Raw genomic sequence first — 14,032 nt, 5'->3', positions numbered from 1 at the left:
GAGCGAATGGATCGCAAGCGCATCGATCAGGCGGCCGCTCAGGCGGGTATTGCCGCTGATTATATTAACGCTCATGGGAAACAGCAGGCGATCGCGGAGGAGACCAAGCGCAAGCTGCTGGAGGCTATGGGGCGGAGTGCCGCACCGCTGGAGGCTGCGGTGACGCCGCTGCCGGAGGTCAAGGTGTTCTTTCAGGGCGCGCCGGTGGCGTTGCCGCTTGCGGGCAGCGGCGAGTATCTCTGGACTCTGCTGCGTGAAGACGGTGGCCGGCAACAGGGGCGCGCCAGCGCGCGTAAAACCCTTACCCTGCCGGGCGAGTTGCCGGCGGGTTATCACCAACTGACGCTGACCCAGGACGAACGGCAGTGGCAGTGCCGGTTGATTGTTGCGCCGAAACGCTGCTTTGAGCCGGACGCGTTGCTGACCGGACAAAAGCTGTGGGGCGCTTGCGTCCAGCTTTACACCCTGCGCTCCGATCGTAACTGGGGTATCGGCGATTTTGGCGATCTGCGGCAGATGGTGGAGCAGGTTGGAGAACGGGGAGGCGCTTTTGTCGGGCTGAACCCGATCCACGCGCTGTATCCGGCGAACCCGGAAAGCGCCAGCCCGTACAGCCCGTCATCGCGACGCTGGCTGAACGTGGTGTATATCGATGTGAACGCGGTGGAAGAGTTCCAGCGTAGCGATGCGGCGCAAAAATGGTGGCTGAAACCGGCCACGCAAAAACAGCTGACCAAAGCGCGCAGCAGCGAACAGGTGGATTACAGCACGGTGACGCAACTCAAGCTGGCGGCGCTGAAGCTGGCGTTCCCGTTGTTCCAGGGGCGTAAAGCCGGTGACGAACAGCGTCAGGCGTTCGAGCAGTTCGTTGTCGACGGTGGCGCCAGTCTGTATCAGCAGGCGGCATTTGACGCATTGCATGCTCATCTTGCCGCCGCTGACGGCAGCCTGTGGGGTTGGCCAGCCTGGCCTGAGCAATATCGGCAGGGCGACAGCGCCGCAGTGAAGCAGTTTTGCCGGCAACAGCAGGATTCGGTGACCTTCTATCTGTGGTTGCAGTGGTTGGCCGCCAGCCAGTTTGCCGACTGTTTCCGCCTAAGCCAACAACAGCAAATGCCGATTGGCCTGTACCGTGATTTGGCGGTGGGCGTGGCGGAAGGCGGTTCGGAAACCTGGTGCGAGCCGGATCTTTATTGCCTGAAAGCGTCGGTTGGCGCGCCGCCGGACATTCTGGGCCCGCTGGGACAAAACTGGGGGCTGCCGCCGATGGATCCGCACGTGATGGCGGCGCGGGGTTACCAGCCGTTTATCGACCTGTTGCGCGCCAATATGACCAGTTGCGGTGCGCTGCGCATTGACCACGTAATGGCGCTGCTGCGCCTGTGGTGGATCCCCTACGGCGAAACCGCCGACCATGGCGCTTACGTGAAATACCCGGTGGATGACCTGTTGGCGGTGTTGGCGCTGGAGAGCCAGCGTCACCGCTGTATGGTGATTGGCGAAGACCTCGGTACCGTGCCGGTCGAGATTGTCGCCAAGCTGCGTGACAGCGGCGTCTATTCTTATAAGGTGCTGTATTTCGAGCGTGACGGCGAGAACCACTTCCGTGCGCCGCAGGCCTACCCGGTGCAGGCGATGGCGACCATCACCACGCATGACCTGCCGACGCTGCGCGGTTATTGGCAGAGCGGCGATCTGCAACTGGGCAACCAGCTGGGGCTGTATCCGGATGCGGAGATCCTGAAAGCATTGTTTGCCGATCGTGAACGCGCCAAGCAGGGGTTGCTGGACGGATTGCATCATTATGGCTGTGTGCCGCAGAAGGTGGGCAAGAAGGCGGCGTTGCTGAACATGAGCCCACTGCTGAACCGTGGCTTACAGCGCTATGTTGCCGACAGCGCCAGCGCACTGCTGGGCCTGCAGCCGGAAGACTGGCTGGACATGGCAGAACCGGTCAATATTCCCGGCACCAGCGATCAGTACCCAAACTGGCGGCGTAAACTGAACAAAACGCTTGAGGAGATGTTTGCCGATCAGCAAGTTAACCGGCTGCTGAAGGATTTGGACAAGCGGCGGCGCAAGGTGTCGGTAGGGTGACAGAGAAGAATTCTTGTACTAAAGACGAGAAATAGGAACCTTGGCTTTCATTCTTATGATAGATACCCAAATTAATTAGAGTTGCAGCTCGGCGGCAAGTGCTTGGATCCCCAGGAACTTACTCAGGTAAGTGACTGGGGGGCACGCATGCAGCCAACAACGCTGCAACTTCAAGTAAGAAGGGTATCAGTAGTAAGAGTGCTCGCCGCGCTGATGCTCGGTCAGATCGCGCACGCCTTTCAGCTCAGGGAACTTCTGCAACAACTCTTTCTCGATCCCTTCCTTCAGTGTTACGTCGACCATTGAACAGCCGTTACAGCCGCCGCCGAACTGCAGGATCGCCAAACTGTCGTCGGTGATTTCCATCAGCGTTACGCGGCCGCCGTGGCCTGCCAGCTGTGGGTTGATCTGCGATTGCAGCACGTATTCAACGCGTTCCATCAGCGGGGCGTTGTCGTCGACCTTGCGCATTTTGGCGTTTGGCGCTTTCAGCGTCAGCTGCGAACCCAACTGGTCGGTGACGAAGTCGATTTCGGCATCGTCCAGATAAGGTTTGCTCAGCTCGTCAATATAGGCGGACAGCTTTTCGAATTTCAGCTCGGTGTCTGTCGCTTCCACGGCATCCGGCGGGCAATAAGAGACACCGCATTCGGCCGTAGGCGTACCCGGGTTGATCACGAATACGCGGATTTGGGTGCCTTCTTCTTGATTTGCCAGCAGTTTGGCAAAGTGTTCCTGTGCGGTATCTGTTATACGAATCATAGCATTAGCTCAGTAGTTGACTTCTATTGTCGGTTATAATACGCCCATTGCGGTGGCACTACAATGTGCGGCAAACGCACCAGATTTGTATCGATGCCGCCCCTTGCCGCAGCAAGAGCCTGGTGATTTCCGCCACCGTGCTGCCGGTCGTCACCACATCATCCAACAGGGCAACGTGTCGGCCTGCCAGCGGCTCATGGCAACGAAAGGCGCCACGCAGGTTGCGCCTGCGCATACGGGCAGGCAGCCGCTGCTGTGGAGCGGTTTTTCGCACCCGCCTCAGAGCGGCAGGGCGATAATCGCAATCCAGCCAGTGCGCCAGCGGCCGCGCCAGCAGATCGCTCTGGTTATAGCCGCGTCGCCAGCAACGTTTAGCCTGCAAGGGTACCGCTAAAATCACATCGGGTCTGTTCAGATACTGCTCTCTGTGCGCCCGTTGCCAGTTTAGCAATATCAGCCGTGCCAGCAGCGGCGCCAGTTCCGGCGCGTGCTGAAACTTGAATTTTTTGATCAGTTGACGAAGCGGCGCGACGTAGTCGCCGACGAACACCAGCGCCTGCCAGGGCGGTGGCCGTTGCAGGCAGCGGCCGCAGGGGTGTGCGGCGTCGCCGGCGGGCAGGCCGCAGCAGGGGCAGCACAGCGGTTTGGCCGGCAGATGGCGCAGGCAGTAACTACAGATGCCGTGGCGGCTGAGGCATAATGGCTGCCGGCATAGCCAACAGCGGCTGTGGATTGATAGCATGGCCGTCCTCCCTGACGGATGAGTAATGAAAGGACAATAACTGATGACCGCGCTGTACTGGCAAACAATAGGTGAAGGTGAGCACGATCTTGTGCTGCTGCACGGATGGGGACTGAATGCGGAGGTGTGGGGTTGCACGCTTGAGCGGCTGACGCCGCATTTTCGCCTGCATCTGGTCGATCTGCCGGGCTATGGCCGCAGTCAGGGATTTGGCGGCATGTCGCTCGCGCAGATGGCGGAGATCGTGCTGGCTGCCGCACCGCCACAGGCATGGTGGTTGGGCTGGTCGCTCGGCGGGCTGGTGGCCGGCCAGATTGCGCTGACGCAGCCTCAGCGGGTACGCGGGCTGATCACCGTGGCTTCCTCGCCGTGTTTTGCCGCGCAGGACGACTGGCCGGGGATTCGCCCAGAGGTGCTGAGCGGTTTTCAGCATCAGTTGAGTCAGGACTTCCAGCGCACCGTAGAACGCTTTCTGGCATTACAAACCTTGGGCACGGCAAGCGCACGGCAGGACGCCCGCCTGCTGAAATCGGTGGTGTTGAATCAGCCGATGCCGAGCGTCGAGGTGCTGAACGGCGGCCTGGAGATGCTGCGCACCGCGGATTTACGCCTGTCGATGGCCGAATTGACCCTGCCGCTGCTGCGTATATACGGGTATCTGGACGGGGTGGTGCCGCGCAAGGTCGCCGGGCTGCTGGATGTCAGTTGGCCGCATTCATCGTCGGTGGTCATGGCGAAAGCGGCTCATGCGCCCTTCATTTCTCACCCCGATGAATTTGCCGAGATTATCCGCACCTTTGTGACCGAAGGTGGCATTCCGCGCTAAAACGCACAATAAAGCGCTAAAGAAATGGCCGCTCAGTGGATAAAAAAGAAACCTGTTCGATACTTAGTGGGGTGAATGCGTTGGCTGAAAACTGAAAAACCGCTCGCGGATTTTTTCACTTTGACGTTTCGTCTCTGGGAAAAGGATTCTCGTCAGGGAAAGCAACGAGGTCTGAAGATGTCACGGCAGCCGGTGTTATTACGCATGTACCCCTGGACGGCTTTCATAACAAATAAATGTTCCCTTGAGAGGTATGGTAATGAAATCTTTGAAAATGATTATTGCAGCGTTGGTCGTCGGTTCCGTGTCTTTCAGCTCCCTGGCGGCAACCTTGCTGACCAAAGAAGATCTGGACAAGAATCCGGGTAAATACGAGAAGATCGGTACGGTAACCACCACCGCGGAAACCACTTCGCCGATGGATGCGAAAGAAGAACTGTCGAAGAAGGCCGATGAAAAAGGTGGTCAGTATTATGTGATTATCTCCGGCCGCGAACACGGTAAGTTCAGCGCGACAGCCGAAGTGTATAAAGACAAGTAATCATTCTTGATTAACAAGGGGCGCATTTCGTACTGCGCCCCGGTTTTTAGCGTTTTAACCGATACACCACCGTATCGCACCCTTTGCCCTCCGGGCAACTTTTGCAACTGCCGCTCAGACAGGCGCTGTTATCCTGCTCAACCCGCTCCACTTTTCCCATCGCCGTTAAACGTTCCAGCATCGCCAGCACCAGCGGCAGTGGGGTCGTCAACTGGCGGCTGAGTTGTTGCGCCTGAGCGCTGCCATGCAGCGCCAACGCATCGCGGAGCTGCAACAGGCCGGCCATCAGTGGCAGTTACCCTGAGCGCCCTGGCAACAGGCTGCAGGCGTAGCTTTGCCCAGACGCACCGTTACCCGGCTGCGCGCCCGGCGCAGGCCGAACAAAATCAACAGATTGACCAGCACCACGATCGCGATGACCGTCAGGCTGTACTGCGGATGCTGGCTAAAGGTGGCTGTCTGGTAAAACAGTGTGGCCAACGAGTAGGCGACGTTCAGCCCCCAGAGAATGGAGAAAGTCATCCAGCCGCGGCTGGATTCACGGGCGATAGCGCCCATCACCGAGACGCAGGGCACGTACAGCAGCACAAAGATCAGGTAGCTGTAGGCAGAGATGCCGGAGCCGAATTTGCTGCTCATCATGCCCATGGAACTGACGCCCATTTCCCCGTCGCCCTTGCTGGCCTCGATGGGGTTGGACAGTACGCTCAGGCTGAAGGTGTCTTTCAGCCCTTGCCAGGTAGTCTCCACTGCGCCGCTCAGTTCGCCCAAAAGGGTAAAGTTGGCGGCATTAAACTCGGTGTTATTGATGCGTTCAGCGGTGTACAGGGTGTTCAGCGTGCCGACCACCACTTCTTTCGCCATGGCCCCGGTCACCAGCCCGACGGTGGCTTGCCAGTTGTCGCTGTGCACGCCCATCGGTTGCAGCAGCGGCGTCAGCATTTTGGACACCGACGCCAGCGCGGAATCATTGATGTTATCGACCGGCTTGCCGCTGAACGTAAAACTGTTCAGGCCGCCGATGAAGATGCTGGCGATCACGATCACTTTCCCGGCGCGCAGCACAAAGCCTTTCAGCCGCTGCCAGGTTTGCAGCAGCAGGCTTTTCAGGTGCGGCACGTGATAAACCGGCAACTCCATGACGAACGGCGAGGCTTCGCCGCGCATGATGGTGTACTTCAGCACCAGTCCGGTGAGGATCGCCACCACGATGCCGAGCATATACAGCGAGAACACCACGCCCGCGCCGTCCTGGCCGAAGAAGGCGGCGGCAAAGACGGCGAAGATCGCCAACCGGGCACCGCAGGACATGAACGGCGCCATCATGATGGTAATCAGGCGTTCACGCGGGGCATCCAGCGTGCGGGCACCCATGATGGACGGCACGTTGCAGCCGAAGCCGACAATCAGCGGCACAAAGGATTTACCGGGCAGCCCGAGCGCCTGCATCAGGCGGTCCATGACAAATGCCGCACGCGCCATGTAGCCGGAGTCTTCGAGAAAGGACAAAAACAGGTACATCATGCCGATTTGCGGCACCAGCGGCAGCACGGTGTTGATGCCGCCGCCGACGCCCTGCGCCAGGAAAATCGTCAGCCATTCAGGGAAGTGCAGGCTGTAGCCCAGCCATTGAATGCCCTGGATGAAGATCGCCGCCGAACCGATATCAAATATCGGTTGCAGCGCGCCACCGAGGTTGATCGCCAGCAAGAACATCAGGTACATCACCAGCAAAAAGATGGGCACCCCCAGCCAGCGGTTGAGGATCACCCTGTCCAGCGCTTCGGTCAGGCGGTTTGGCATCGCCCGCTGCGAGTTGCCGACCGCATCACACAGGGTGGCTATCGACTGATAGCGCGCATCGGCAATCACCAACGCAGGATCTTCTTGTTGCTGCTGTTGCAGCGCCAGCCTGGCGGCAGGCAGCAGGGCGGTGGCGTTGCCGGCCAATTGATGGCCGTAAATATCGCCCTCCAGCATTTGCAGCGCCAGCCAGCGGCGTTGTTCCGTCGGCAGCGCCTCCGGCATGGCATCGCTCAGGGTAGCCATTTCCTTCAACAGTACCGGTGGATAGTCCACCAGCGCTTTCAGATCGTTAAACCGGTGATGGTCGATTATTTGCTTCAACGCCCCGATACCGTCGGCCTTGGTGGAGATCAGAGGCACCACCGGGCAGCCGAGGCGTGCCGACAGCGCAGCGATATCAATGTCGATTTGCTGGCTTCTGGCGATATCCAGCATGTTCAGCGCGAGGATGCAGGGGATACCCAGTTCCAGCAGTTGCAGCGTCAGGTACAGGTTGCGCTCAAGGTTGGAGGCGTCGACGACGTTGATCAGCAGATCGGCATCGCCGCTCAGGATGTAGTGGCAGGCGATTTGCTCGTCGAGCGAGGTTTGCTCCGAGATGGTGGTCAGCGAATAGGTGCCGGGCAGATCGACCAGTTTGACCTGGGATTGCGGCGTGGTGAACTGGCCTTCTTTACGCTCTACCGTCACGCCTGCCCAGTTGCCGACCCGCTGGCGAGCCCCGGTCAACTGATTGAACAGCGTAGTTTTACCGGAATTGGGGTTGCCTATTAAGCCAATAGTGAGTTTTTTCATCATTTCGCGTGATATCAGTCAATGGACATTGAGCCGGGCGGTGGGGCGCGGCCGGGGCAAGAGGGCGCAGAGTCAGGATTGGCCGTCGAGCAGGATCAGGGCCAAATCTTTCCTGCGCAGCACCAGGCTGACGCGGCGGGTTTTTATTTCTATCGGGTCCCCCAGCGGCGCGACGCGCACCACCTCGAACGATGAGCCAGGCAGCATGCCGAGCGATAACAGTTTCTGGCGATAGGCCGGGCCGATGTCATTGGAGAAACCGGCAATTTTATAAGAGCGTTTAGGTTGAAGATGCATATAACCTTCTCAGAGCCCCTGGTCTTGGGCCGATGACGATAAAAGAACGTTCCAGACGAAGCGCCGCGATGAGGATCGCAGGCTGCCGACGTTTTCAATCCATGAGGTAATGCAGTGAACACGCAACGCAATAATAGTGAGAATAGTTATCGTATTCAATACAAAAAGTAGGGGTATTGGTAACCAACGGTTATAGCACCGACACTTAGCGATCGGATTGCCTGATGCCTTTATTTCTATCACCTGGTCTGCAGGGGTGCAAATGCGAATGGCGAGTTAAATCAGTTACGTAATTGCAGCGATTTTTTCTGATTTGCAAAACTTAACGACAGATTGAGTGGTTTTTAGACGGTGTGGCGGCGAGCCGGCGTTTTATTCGGTAACATCTTGTCTGCGGAATACGAGCGCTAACCATTTGTGTTTCGCTGGGAAATGCCAAAATGAAAACGCCATGTTAATAACGGTGTTAATGAACCGGGATTCGACGTTATTTTCAGGCTTAAAAACCGGGCATTTATCGCTCAGGAAAAATAAGCGGGTTTATTGAGGCGGGTCAAAAAATAGCGACGCTATTTTTTGAGAAAGGGCGGAGCCGGCTCCGCCCTGTGTACCTTTGGTCTTTCCGTATGCAACACTGCACCAGTGACAGGGGCGAATGTATTCGCCCCGGCCGTGCCGTTCACCTGCTATTTCTTACCGAATGCCGCAGCCAGCGCATCACCCATGGCGCTGTTGCCGGCCGGTGAACTGTTGCGCGGTTTGGCCTTATTGGCCGGCGCGCGGGATGGGGCATCCTTCGCCGGTGCATTGCCGCCACCGCGACGTGGCGAACCTTCACCCGGTTGCTCGTCCAGACGCATGCTCAGTGCGATGCGCTTACGCTGCAGATCCACTTCCATCACCTTCACTTTGACGATGTCGCCGGCTTTCACCACGGTGTGCGGATCTTCGACGAACTTGTCCGCCAGCGAGGAGATATGCACCAAGCCGTCCTGATGTACGCCGATATCCACAAAGGCGCCGAAGTTGGTGACGTTAGTGACCGAACCTTCCAAAATCATGCCCGGCTGCAGATCGTTGAGGGTTTCCACGCCCTCGGCAAAGGTGGCGGTTTTGAATTCCGGACGCGGATCGCGGCCCGGTTTCTCCAACTCTTTCAGGATGTCGGTGACCGTCGGTACACCGAATTTGTCGTCGGTGAAGTCGCTGGCCTTCAGACTGCGCACTGCCACCGGGTTACCCATCAAATCCTGCAGCGCCTGCCGGGTGGCGGCCAGAATGCGTTCGACCACCGGGTAGGTTTCCGGGTGAACGGTTGAGGCATCCAGCGGGTTGTCGCCGTGGTTGATGCGCAGGAAGCCGGCGCACTGTTCAAAGGCTTTCGGCCCCAGGCGGCTGACTTTCAGCAGTTGTTCGCGGTTGCTGAAGCGGCCGTTTTCATCACGCCAGGTAACGATGTTCTGCGCCATCATGCGCGTCAGGCCGGCCACGCGGGTCAGCAACGGCACTGAGGCGGTGTTCAGATCGACGCCGACGGCGTTTACGCAGTCTTCCACCACCGAGTCCAGTTTTTTCGCCAGTTGGCTTTGGCTGACGTCGTGCTGGTACTGGCCGACGCCGATGGATTTCGGGTCGATTTTGACCAGCTCGGCCAGCGGATCCTGCAAACGGCGGGCGATGGAGACGGCCCCGCGCAGCGAGACGTCGAGGTTCGGGAATTCCAGCGCCGCCAGTTCGGAGGCGGAATACACCGAGGCGCCGGCTTCGCTGACGATCACCTTCTGCGCTTTGACGTCGCTGAACTGCTGCTGCAATTCAAGGTAAAAACGCTCCGTCTCACGCGACGCTGTGCCGTTGCCGATAGCAACCAGCTCCACTTTGTGTTTGATGCACAGCGCGGCGACGATGGCGGCGGCTTTTGCGGCCTGGCCGGTGTGCGGGTAGACGGTATCGGTGGCAACCAGCTTGCCGGTTGCATCCACCACCGCCACTTTTACCCCGGTGCGCAGACCGGGGTCCAGGCCCATGGTGGCGCGCATGCCGGCCGGTGCGGCCATCAGCAGATCTTGCATGTTACGGGCGAAAACGTTGATGGCTTCGTCTTCCGCGCGTTCGCGCACCGTGCCCATCAATTCGGTTTCCAGATGCAACAGCACCTTGATGCGCCAGGTCCAGTTGACCACCGCTTTGCGCCAGGCGTCGGCCGGGGCGTTATTCAGGCGCAGGTCGAGGTGGCTGATGATGATTTGCTCCGCCTGGCTTTCGCGCGGGGCTTCTTCAAACTGCGGATCGGCGTTCAGCGCCAACTGCAACACGCCTTCGTTGCGGCCACGGAACATCGCCAATGCACGGTGTGAAGGCACCTGGGCAATAGGTTCATGGTGATCAAAGTAGTCGCGGAACTTGGCACCGGCTTCTTCTTTGCCTTCCACCACTTTGGACACCAGGTGTGCGTGCTTCCACAGGTAGTTACGTACCTTGGCCAGCAGCGCGGCGTCTTCGGCGAAGCGCTCCATCAGGATGTAACGCGCGCCGTCGAGGGCGGCTTTGACATCCGCCACGCCCTTGTCGGCGTCAACGTAGCCTTCGGCCAACTGTTCCGGCTGTTGCTGCGGATCCTGCCACAGGATGTCGGCCAATGGCTCCAGACCGGCTTCGATAGCGATTTGGCCACGGGTACGACGTTTGGGTTTGTACGGCAGGTAGAGGTCTTCGAGCTCGGTCTTGCTTTGCGTGGCGTTGATCGCCCCCGCCAGCTGTTCGGTCAGTTTACCCTGCTCGTCGATCGATTTGAGGATGGTCTGACGGCGGTCTTCCAGTTCACGCAGATAACCCAGGCGGGTTTCCAGCTGGCGCAGTTGGGTGTCGTCCAGGCCCCCGGTGACTTCCTTACGATAGCGTGCGATAAAAGGCACGGTATTACCTTCATCCAGCAGACGGATGGCGGAGTCAACTTGCTCCGGCCGGGCCTGCAGTTCTGTTGCAATAATGCGGCTCAGTGGGTCATTCATAGGTCTGGTATCTGTTGAGAACGGTTAGGAAACAGGGGGACAGTTATACGGATTGATCGGCAAAAATGCCAGTGGCGCTGCCCGTCTTTGCCCGATGCGCCGAGGTTACGCGGGGGGCCGCTGCCGCAAGTTCCGCGGGACAGCGGCCACCTGCGCGGCCGCTCGGAAAAAACCGAATCTTACTTCACGTACTCGATCTCATTCACATACCACAGCGCATCGCCCACCGGGGTGTTGACGGTGGCGGCATCCCCCACCTCTTTTTTCAGCAGGGCGCGGGCCATCGGCGAATCGATGGAGATGTAGTCCCGGCGGCCAAAAATTTCGTCGTAGCCCACAATGCGAAAGCGCTTGCTCTCGCCATTCTCATTTTCCACTTCCACCCAGGCGCCGAAGAACACCTTGCCTTCCTGCTGCGGCGAATAGTCGACAATCTTCAACTGCGCGAGACATTTGGTCAGGTAGCGGACGCGGCGATCGATTTCCCGCAATCGTTTTTTGTTGTACTGGTAATCGGCATTTTCACTTCTGTCGCCGAGACTGGCGGCCCAGGTCACTTTCTTGGTGACCTCCGGTCGCTCTTCACGCCAGAGAAAGTCCAGCTCTTGCTTGAGCTTGTCGTAACCCTCACGGGTTATCAGCTGCGTTCTCATTGTTTTCTGCCTTTATGGGGATATCAAAGGTTGCATGACGGTGCTTTGGCTTGGCGTTGCTGGATGCAATTAGCGCTCAATAAAGCATCGGCTCGCAAAATTGCCGACCGCTGACGTTTTTTATCGCCTCGCCTGAGTTACACTGCCGAACCAGCCGCCCGGCCGCAACTTGAAATTTATGGGGCATCGCCCTTGGTCGATTAACGGCGTTATCCCAAATTCAGTCTAAAAATATCGGGATTTTGACGAACCGTCGCCGGCATTTTGATGAAAATTGTTGATAAATGGGCAAAAGAATAAGCTTTGTAACAATTTCGTCTAGAATATATACCATTAAACGCTGTCCGAAATGACAGGGTTTTTTAACAATATTCACGTCAGGCAATAAAGCCTTTGGGAGTAATACAATGCAAGAGAATCATAAGATTCTGGTCGTCGATGATGACATGCGCCTGCGTGCGCTTTTAGAGCGTTATTTAACCGAACAGGGTTTTCAGGTTCGCAGCGTCGCCAACGCTGAGCAAATGGATCGCTTGCTGACTCGTGAATCTTTCCACCTGATGGTGCTGGACCTGATGTTGCCGGGTGAAGATGGGCTGTCCATCTGCCGCCGTCTGCGTAGCCAGAGCAACCCGATGCCGATCATCATGGTGACCGCCAAAGGCGAAGAGGTCGACCGTATCGTTGGGCTGGAAATCGGCGCCGACGACTACATCCCAAAACCTTTCAACCCGCGTGAACTGCTGGCCCGCATCCGTGCGGTATTGCGCCGTCAGGCCAACGAACTGCCAGGCGCGCCTTCGCAGGAAGAAGCGGTGATTGCCTTCGGCAAATTCAAACTGAATCTGGGCACCCGTGAAATGTTCCGCGAAGACGAGCCTATGCCATTGACCAGCGGTGAGTTTGCGGTCCTGAAGGCGTTGGTGAGCCATCCGCGTGAACCGCTTTCGCGCGACAAGCTGATGAACCTGGCGCGCGGCCGTGAATACAGCGCGATGGAACGCTCCATCGACGTGCAAATTTCCCGTCTTCGCCGCATGGTTGAAGAAGATCCGGCACATCCACGCTATATCCAGACCGTTTGGGGTCTTGGCTACGTCTTCGTCCCGGACGGCAGCAAGGCATGAGACGATTGCGCTTTTCACCGCGTAGCTCGTTTGCCCGAACCCTGCTGTTGATCGTCACCTTGCTGTTCGTCAGCCTGGTGACGACCTATCTGGTGGTGCTGAACTTCGCCATCCTGCCCAGTTTGCAGCAGTTCAACAAGGTATTGGCCTACGAAGTGCGTATGCTGATGACCGATCGGTTGCAGCTGGAAGATGGCACATTGCTGGAAGTACCGCCGGCGTTTCGCCGTGAGATTTACCGTGAGTTGGGGATTTCCCTGTACACCAACTCGGCGGCTGAGGAGAGCGGGCTGCGCTGGGCGCAGCACTATCAATTCCTCAGCCAACAGATGGCGCAGCAGCTCGGCGGGCCGACCGACGTACGGGTGGAAGTGAACAAGAACTCCCCGGTGGTGTGGCTGAAAACCTGGCTGCAACCTGATATCTGGGTGCGGGTTCCGCTCACTGAAATTCACCAGGGCGATTTCTCGCCGCTGTTCCGCTATACCCTGGCGATTATGCTGCTGGCTATCGGCGGTGCCTGGCTGTTTATCCGCATCCAGAACCGCCCGCTGGTGGAGTTGGAGCACGCGGCTTTGCAGGTGGGCAAAGGCATTATCCCGCCGCCGCTGCGTGAATACGGCGCTTCGGAAGTGCGTTCGGTGACGCGGGCCTTTAATCAGATGGCATCGGGCGTCAAGCAACTGGCCGACGACCGCACGCTGCTGATGGCCGGCGTTAGTCACGATCTTCGCACGCCGCTGACGCGTATCCGCTTGGCGACCGAGATGATGAGCACCGAAGATGGCTATCTGGCGGAGTCGATCAATAAAGATATCGAAGAGTGCAACGCCATCATCGAGCAGTTTATCGACTATCTGCGTACCGGCCAGGAGATGCAAACCGAGCTCAGCGATCTGAACTCGATTCTGGGCGAAGTCGTGGCGGCCGAGAGCGGCTATGAGCGGGTTATCGAAACCGCCATTGCGCCGGGTGAACTGATGATGAATGTGCATCCGCTGTCGATTAAGCGTGCGGCGGTGAACATGGTGGTGAATGCGGCGCGTTACGGTAACGGCTGGATCAAGGTCAGTAGCGGGCGTGAACTGCAACGCGGTTGGTTCCAGGTGGAGGACGACGGCCCGGGCATCAAACCTGAAGAGCTGAAACACCTGCTGCAGCCGTTTGTCCGCGGCGACAGCGCGCGCAGCACCAGCGGAACCGGGCTTGGCCTGGCGATCGTGCAGCGCATTATCGACGGCCATCACGGCGCGTTGGATATTGGCACCAGCGAACGCGGCGGGCTGTTGATCAGGGCTTATATTCCGTTGCCGATGGAGAAAAAAGAGTCGGCCAATGGGCATCAGGCGGCGAAAGAGAACGCATGATATCTGCT

Annotated in this window: 12 protein-coding genes; 5 read left to right on the top strand and 7 right to left on the bottom strand. The window is 58.2% G+C overall.

Annotated elements, in window-relative coordinates; genetic code table 11:
- Nucleotides 1–6: 6 nt before the first annotated feature.
- A complete protein-coding gene (gene malQ, locus JEM67_RS25905; protein WP_199638573.1) occupies nt 7–2,097 on the top strand; it encodes a 4-alpha-glucanotransferase in 2,091 nt (696 codons plus the stop codon).
- Between the two features lie 186 nt (nt 2,098–2,283).
- On the opposite strand, the gene nfuA is transcribed toward malQ, so the two are convergent.
- On the bottom strand, nt 2,284–2,859 hold the full coding sequence (gene nfuA, locus JEM67_RS25900; RefSeq protein ID WP_012147309.1) for a Fe-S biogenesis protein NfuA: 576 nt from the start codon (nt 2,857–2,859) through the stop codon (nt 2,284–2,286).
- 58 nt (nt 2,860–2,917) lie between these two features.
- Nucleotides 2,918–3,601, bottom strand: coding sequence for a DNA utilization protein GntX (gene gntX / locus JEM67_RS25895; protein ID WP_199638571.1), 684 nt, complete (start codon nt 3,599–3,601; stop codon nt 2,918–2,920).
- 43 nt (nt 3,602–3,644) lie between these two features.
- Here gntX and bioH point away from each other — a divergent pair, with 43 nt between their 5' ends.
- The gene (gene bioH, locus JEM67_RS25890) at nt 3,645–4,427 is read left to right on the top strand and encodes a pimeloyl-ACP methyl ester esterase BioH (RefSeq protein WP_013814853.1); all 783 of its coding nucleotides are present in this window, start codon (nt 3,645–3,647) and stop codon (nt 4,425–4,427) included.
- A gap of 259 nt (nt 4,428–4,686) precedes the next feature.
- On the top strand, nt 4,687–4,968 hold the full coding sequence (locus JEM67_RS25885) for a YdgH/BhsA/McbA-like domain containing protein (RefSeq protein WP_199638569.1): 282 nt from the start codon (nt 4,687–4,689) through the stop codon (nt 4,966–4,968).
- A 46-nt stretch (nt 4,969–5,014) separates the two neighbouring features.
- On the opposite strand, the gene JEM67_RS25880 is transcribed toward JEM67_RS25885, so the two are convergent.
- The 5 genes from JEM67_RS25880 to greB form a co-directional block, all read right to left on the bottom strand.
- Nucleotides 5,015–5,254: a FeoC-like transcriptional regulator gene (locus tag JEM67_RS25880; protein WP_199638567.1), complete on the bottom strand. Its 240-nt coding sequence runs from the start codon at nt 5,252–5,254 to the stop codon at nt 5,015–5,017.
- The gene (gene feoB, locus JEM67_RS25875) at nt 5,254–7,569 is read right to left on the bottom strand and encodes a Fe(2+) transporter permease subunit FeoB (RefSeq protein ID WP_199638729.1); all 2,316 of its coding nucleotides are present in this window, start codon (nt 7,567–7,569) and stop codon (nt 5,254–5,256) included. Before feoB ends, JEM67_RS25880 begins: the two co-directional genes overlap by 1 nt.
- A 72-nt stretch (nt 7,570–7,641) precedes the next feature.
- Nucleotides 7,642–7,866 carry a ferrous iron transporter A gene (feoA, locus tag JEM67_RS25870; RefSeq protein ID WP_004951370.1) on the bottom strand — a complete coding sequence of 75 codons (225 nt, stop codon included), beginning with the start codon at nt 7,864–7,866 and terminating at the stop codon, nt 7,642–7,644.
- A gap of 686 nt (nt 7,867–8,552) precedes the next feature.
- A complete protein-coding gene (locus tag JEM67_RS25865; protein ID WP_199638565.1) occupies nt 8,553–10,877 on the bottom strand; it encodes a Tex family protein in 2,325 nt (774 codons plus the stop codon).
- A 179-nt stretch (nt 10,878–11,056) separates the two neighbouring features.
- On the bottom strand, nt 11,057–11,530 hold the full coding sequence (greB, locus tag JEM67_RS25860) for a transcription elongation factor GreB (protein WP_013814848.1): 474 nt from the start codon (nt 11,528–11,530) through the stop codon (nt 11,057–11,059).
- 407 nt (nt 11,531–11,937) lie between these two features.
- On the opposite strand from greB, the gene ompR reads away from it, so the two are divergent.
- Both ompR and envZ read left to right on the top strand, forming a co-directional pair.
- Nucleotides 11,938–12,657 (top strand): two-component system response regulator OmpR, encoded by a 720-nt coding sequence (gene ompR / locus JEM67_RS25855; protein ID WP_004709363.1) that lies wholly within the window; start codon nt 11,938–11,940, stop codon nt 12,655–12,657.
- Nucleotides 12,654–14,024 carry a two-component system sensor histidine kinase EnvZ gene (gene envZ, locus JEM67_RS25850; RefSeq protein WP_199638563.1) on the top strand — a complete coding sequence of 457 codons (1,371 nt, stop codon included), beginning with the start codon at nt 12,654–12,656 and terminating at the stop codon, nt 14,022–14,024. Before ompR ends, envZ begins: the two co-directional genes overlap by 4 nt.
- Nucleotides 14,025–14,032 lie beyond the last annotated feature (8 nt).

Source organism: Serratia sp. PAMC26656, assembly GCF_016469055.2.
Lineage (GTDB): Bacteria > Pseudomonadota > Gammaproteobacteria > Enterobacterales > Enterobacteriaceae > Serratia > Serratia plymuthica.
This window is presented reverse-complemented; position numbering and strand designations above follow the sequence as displayed.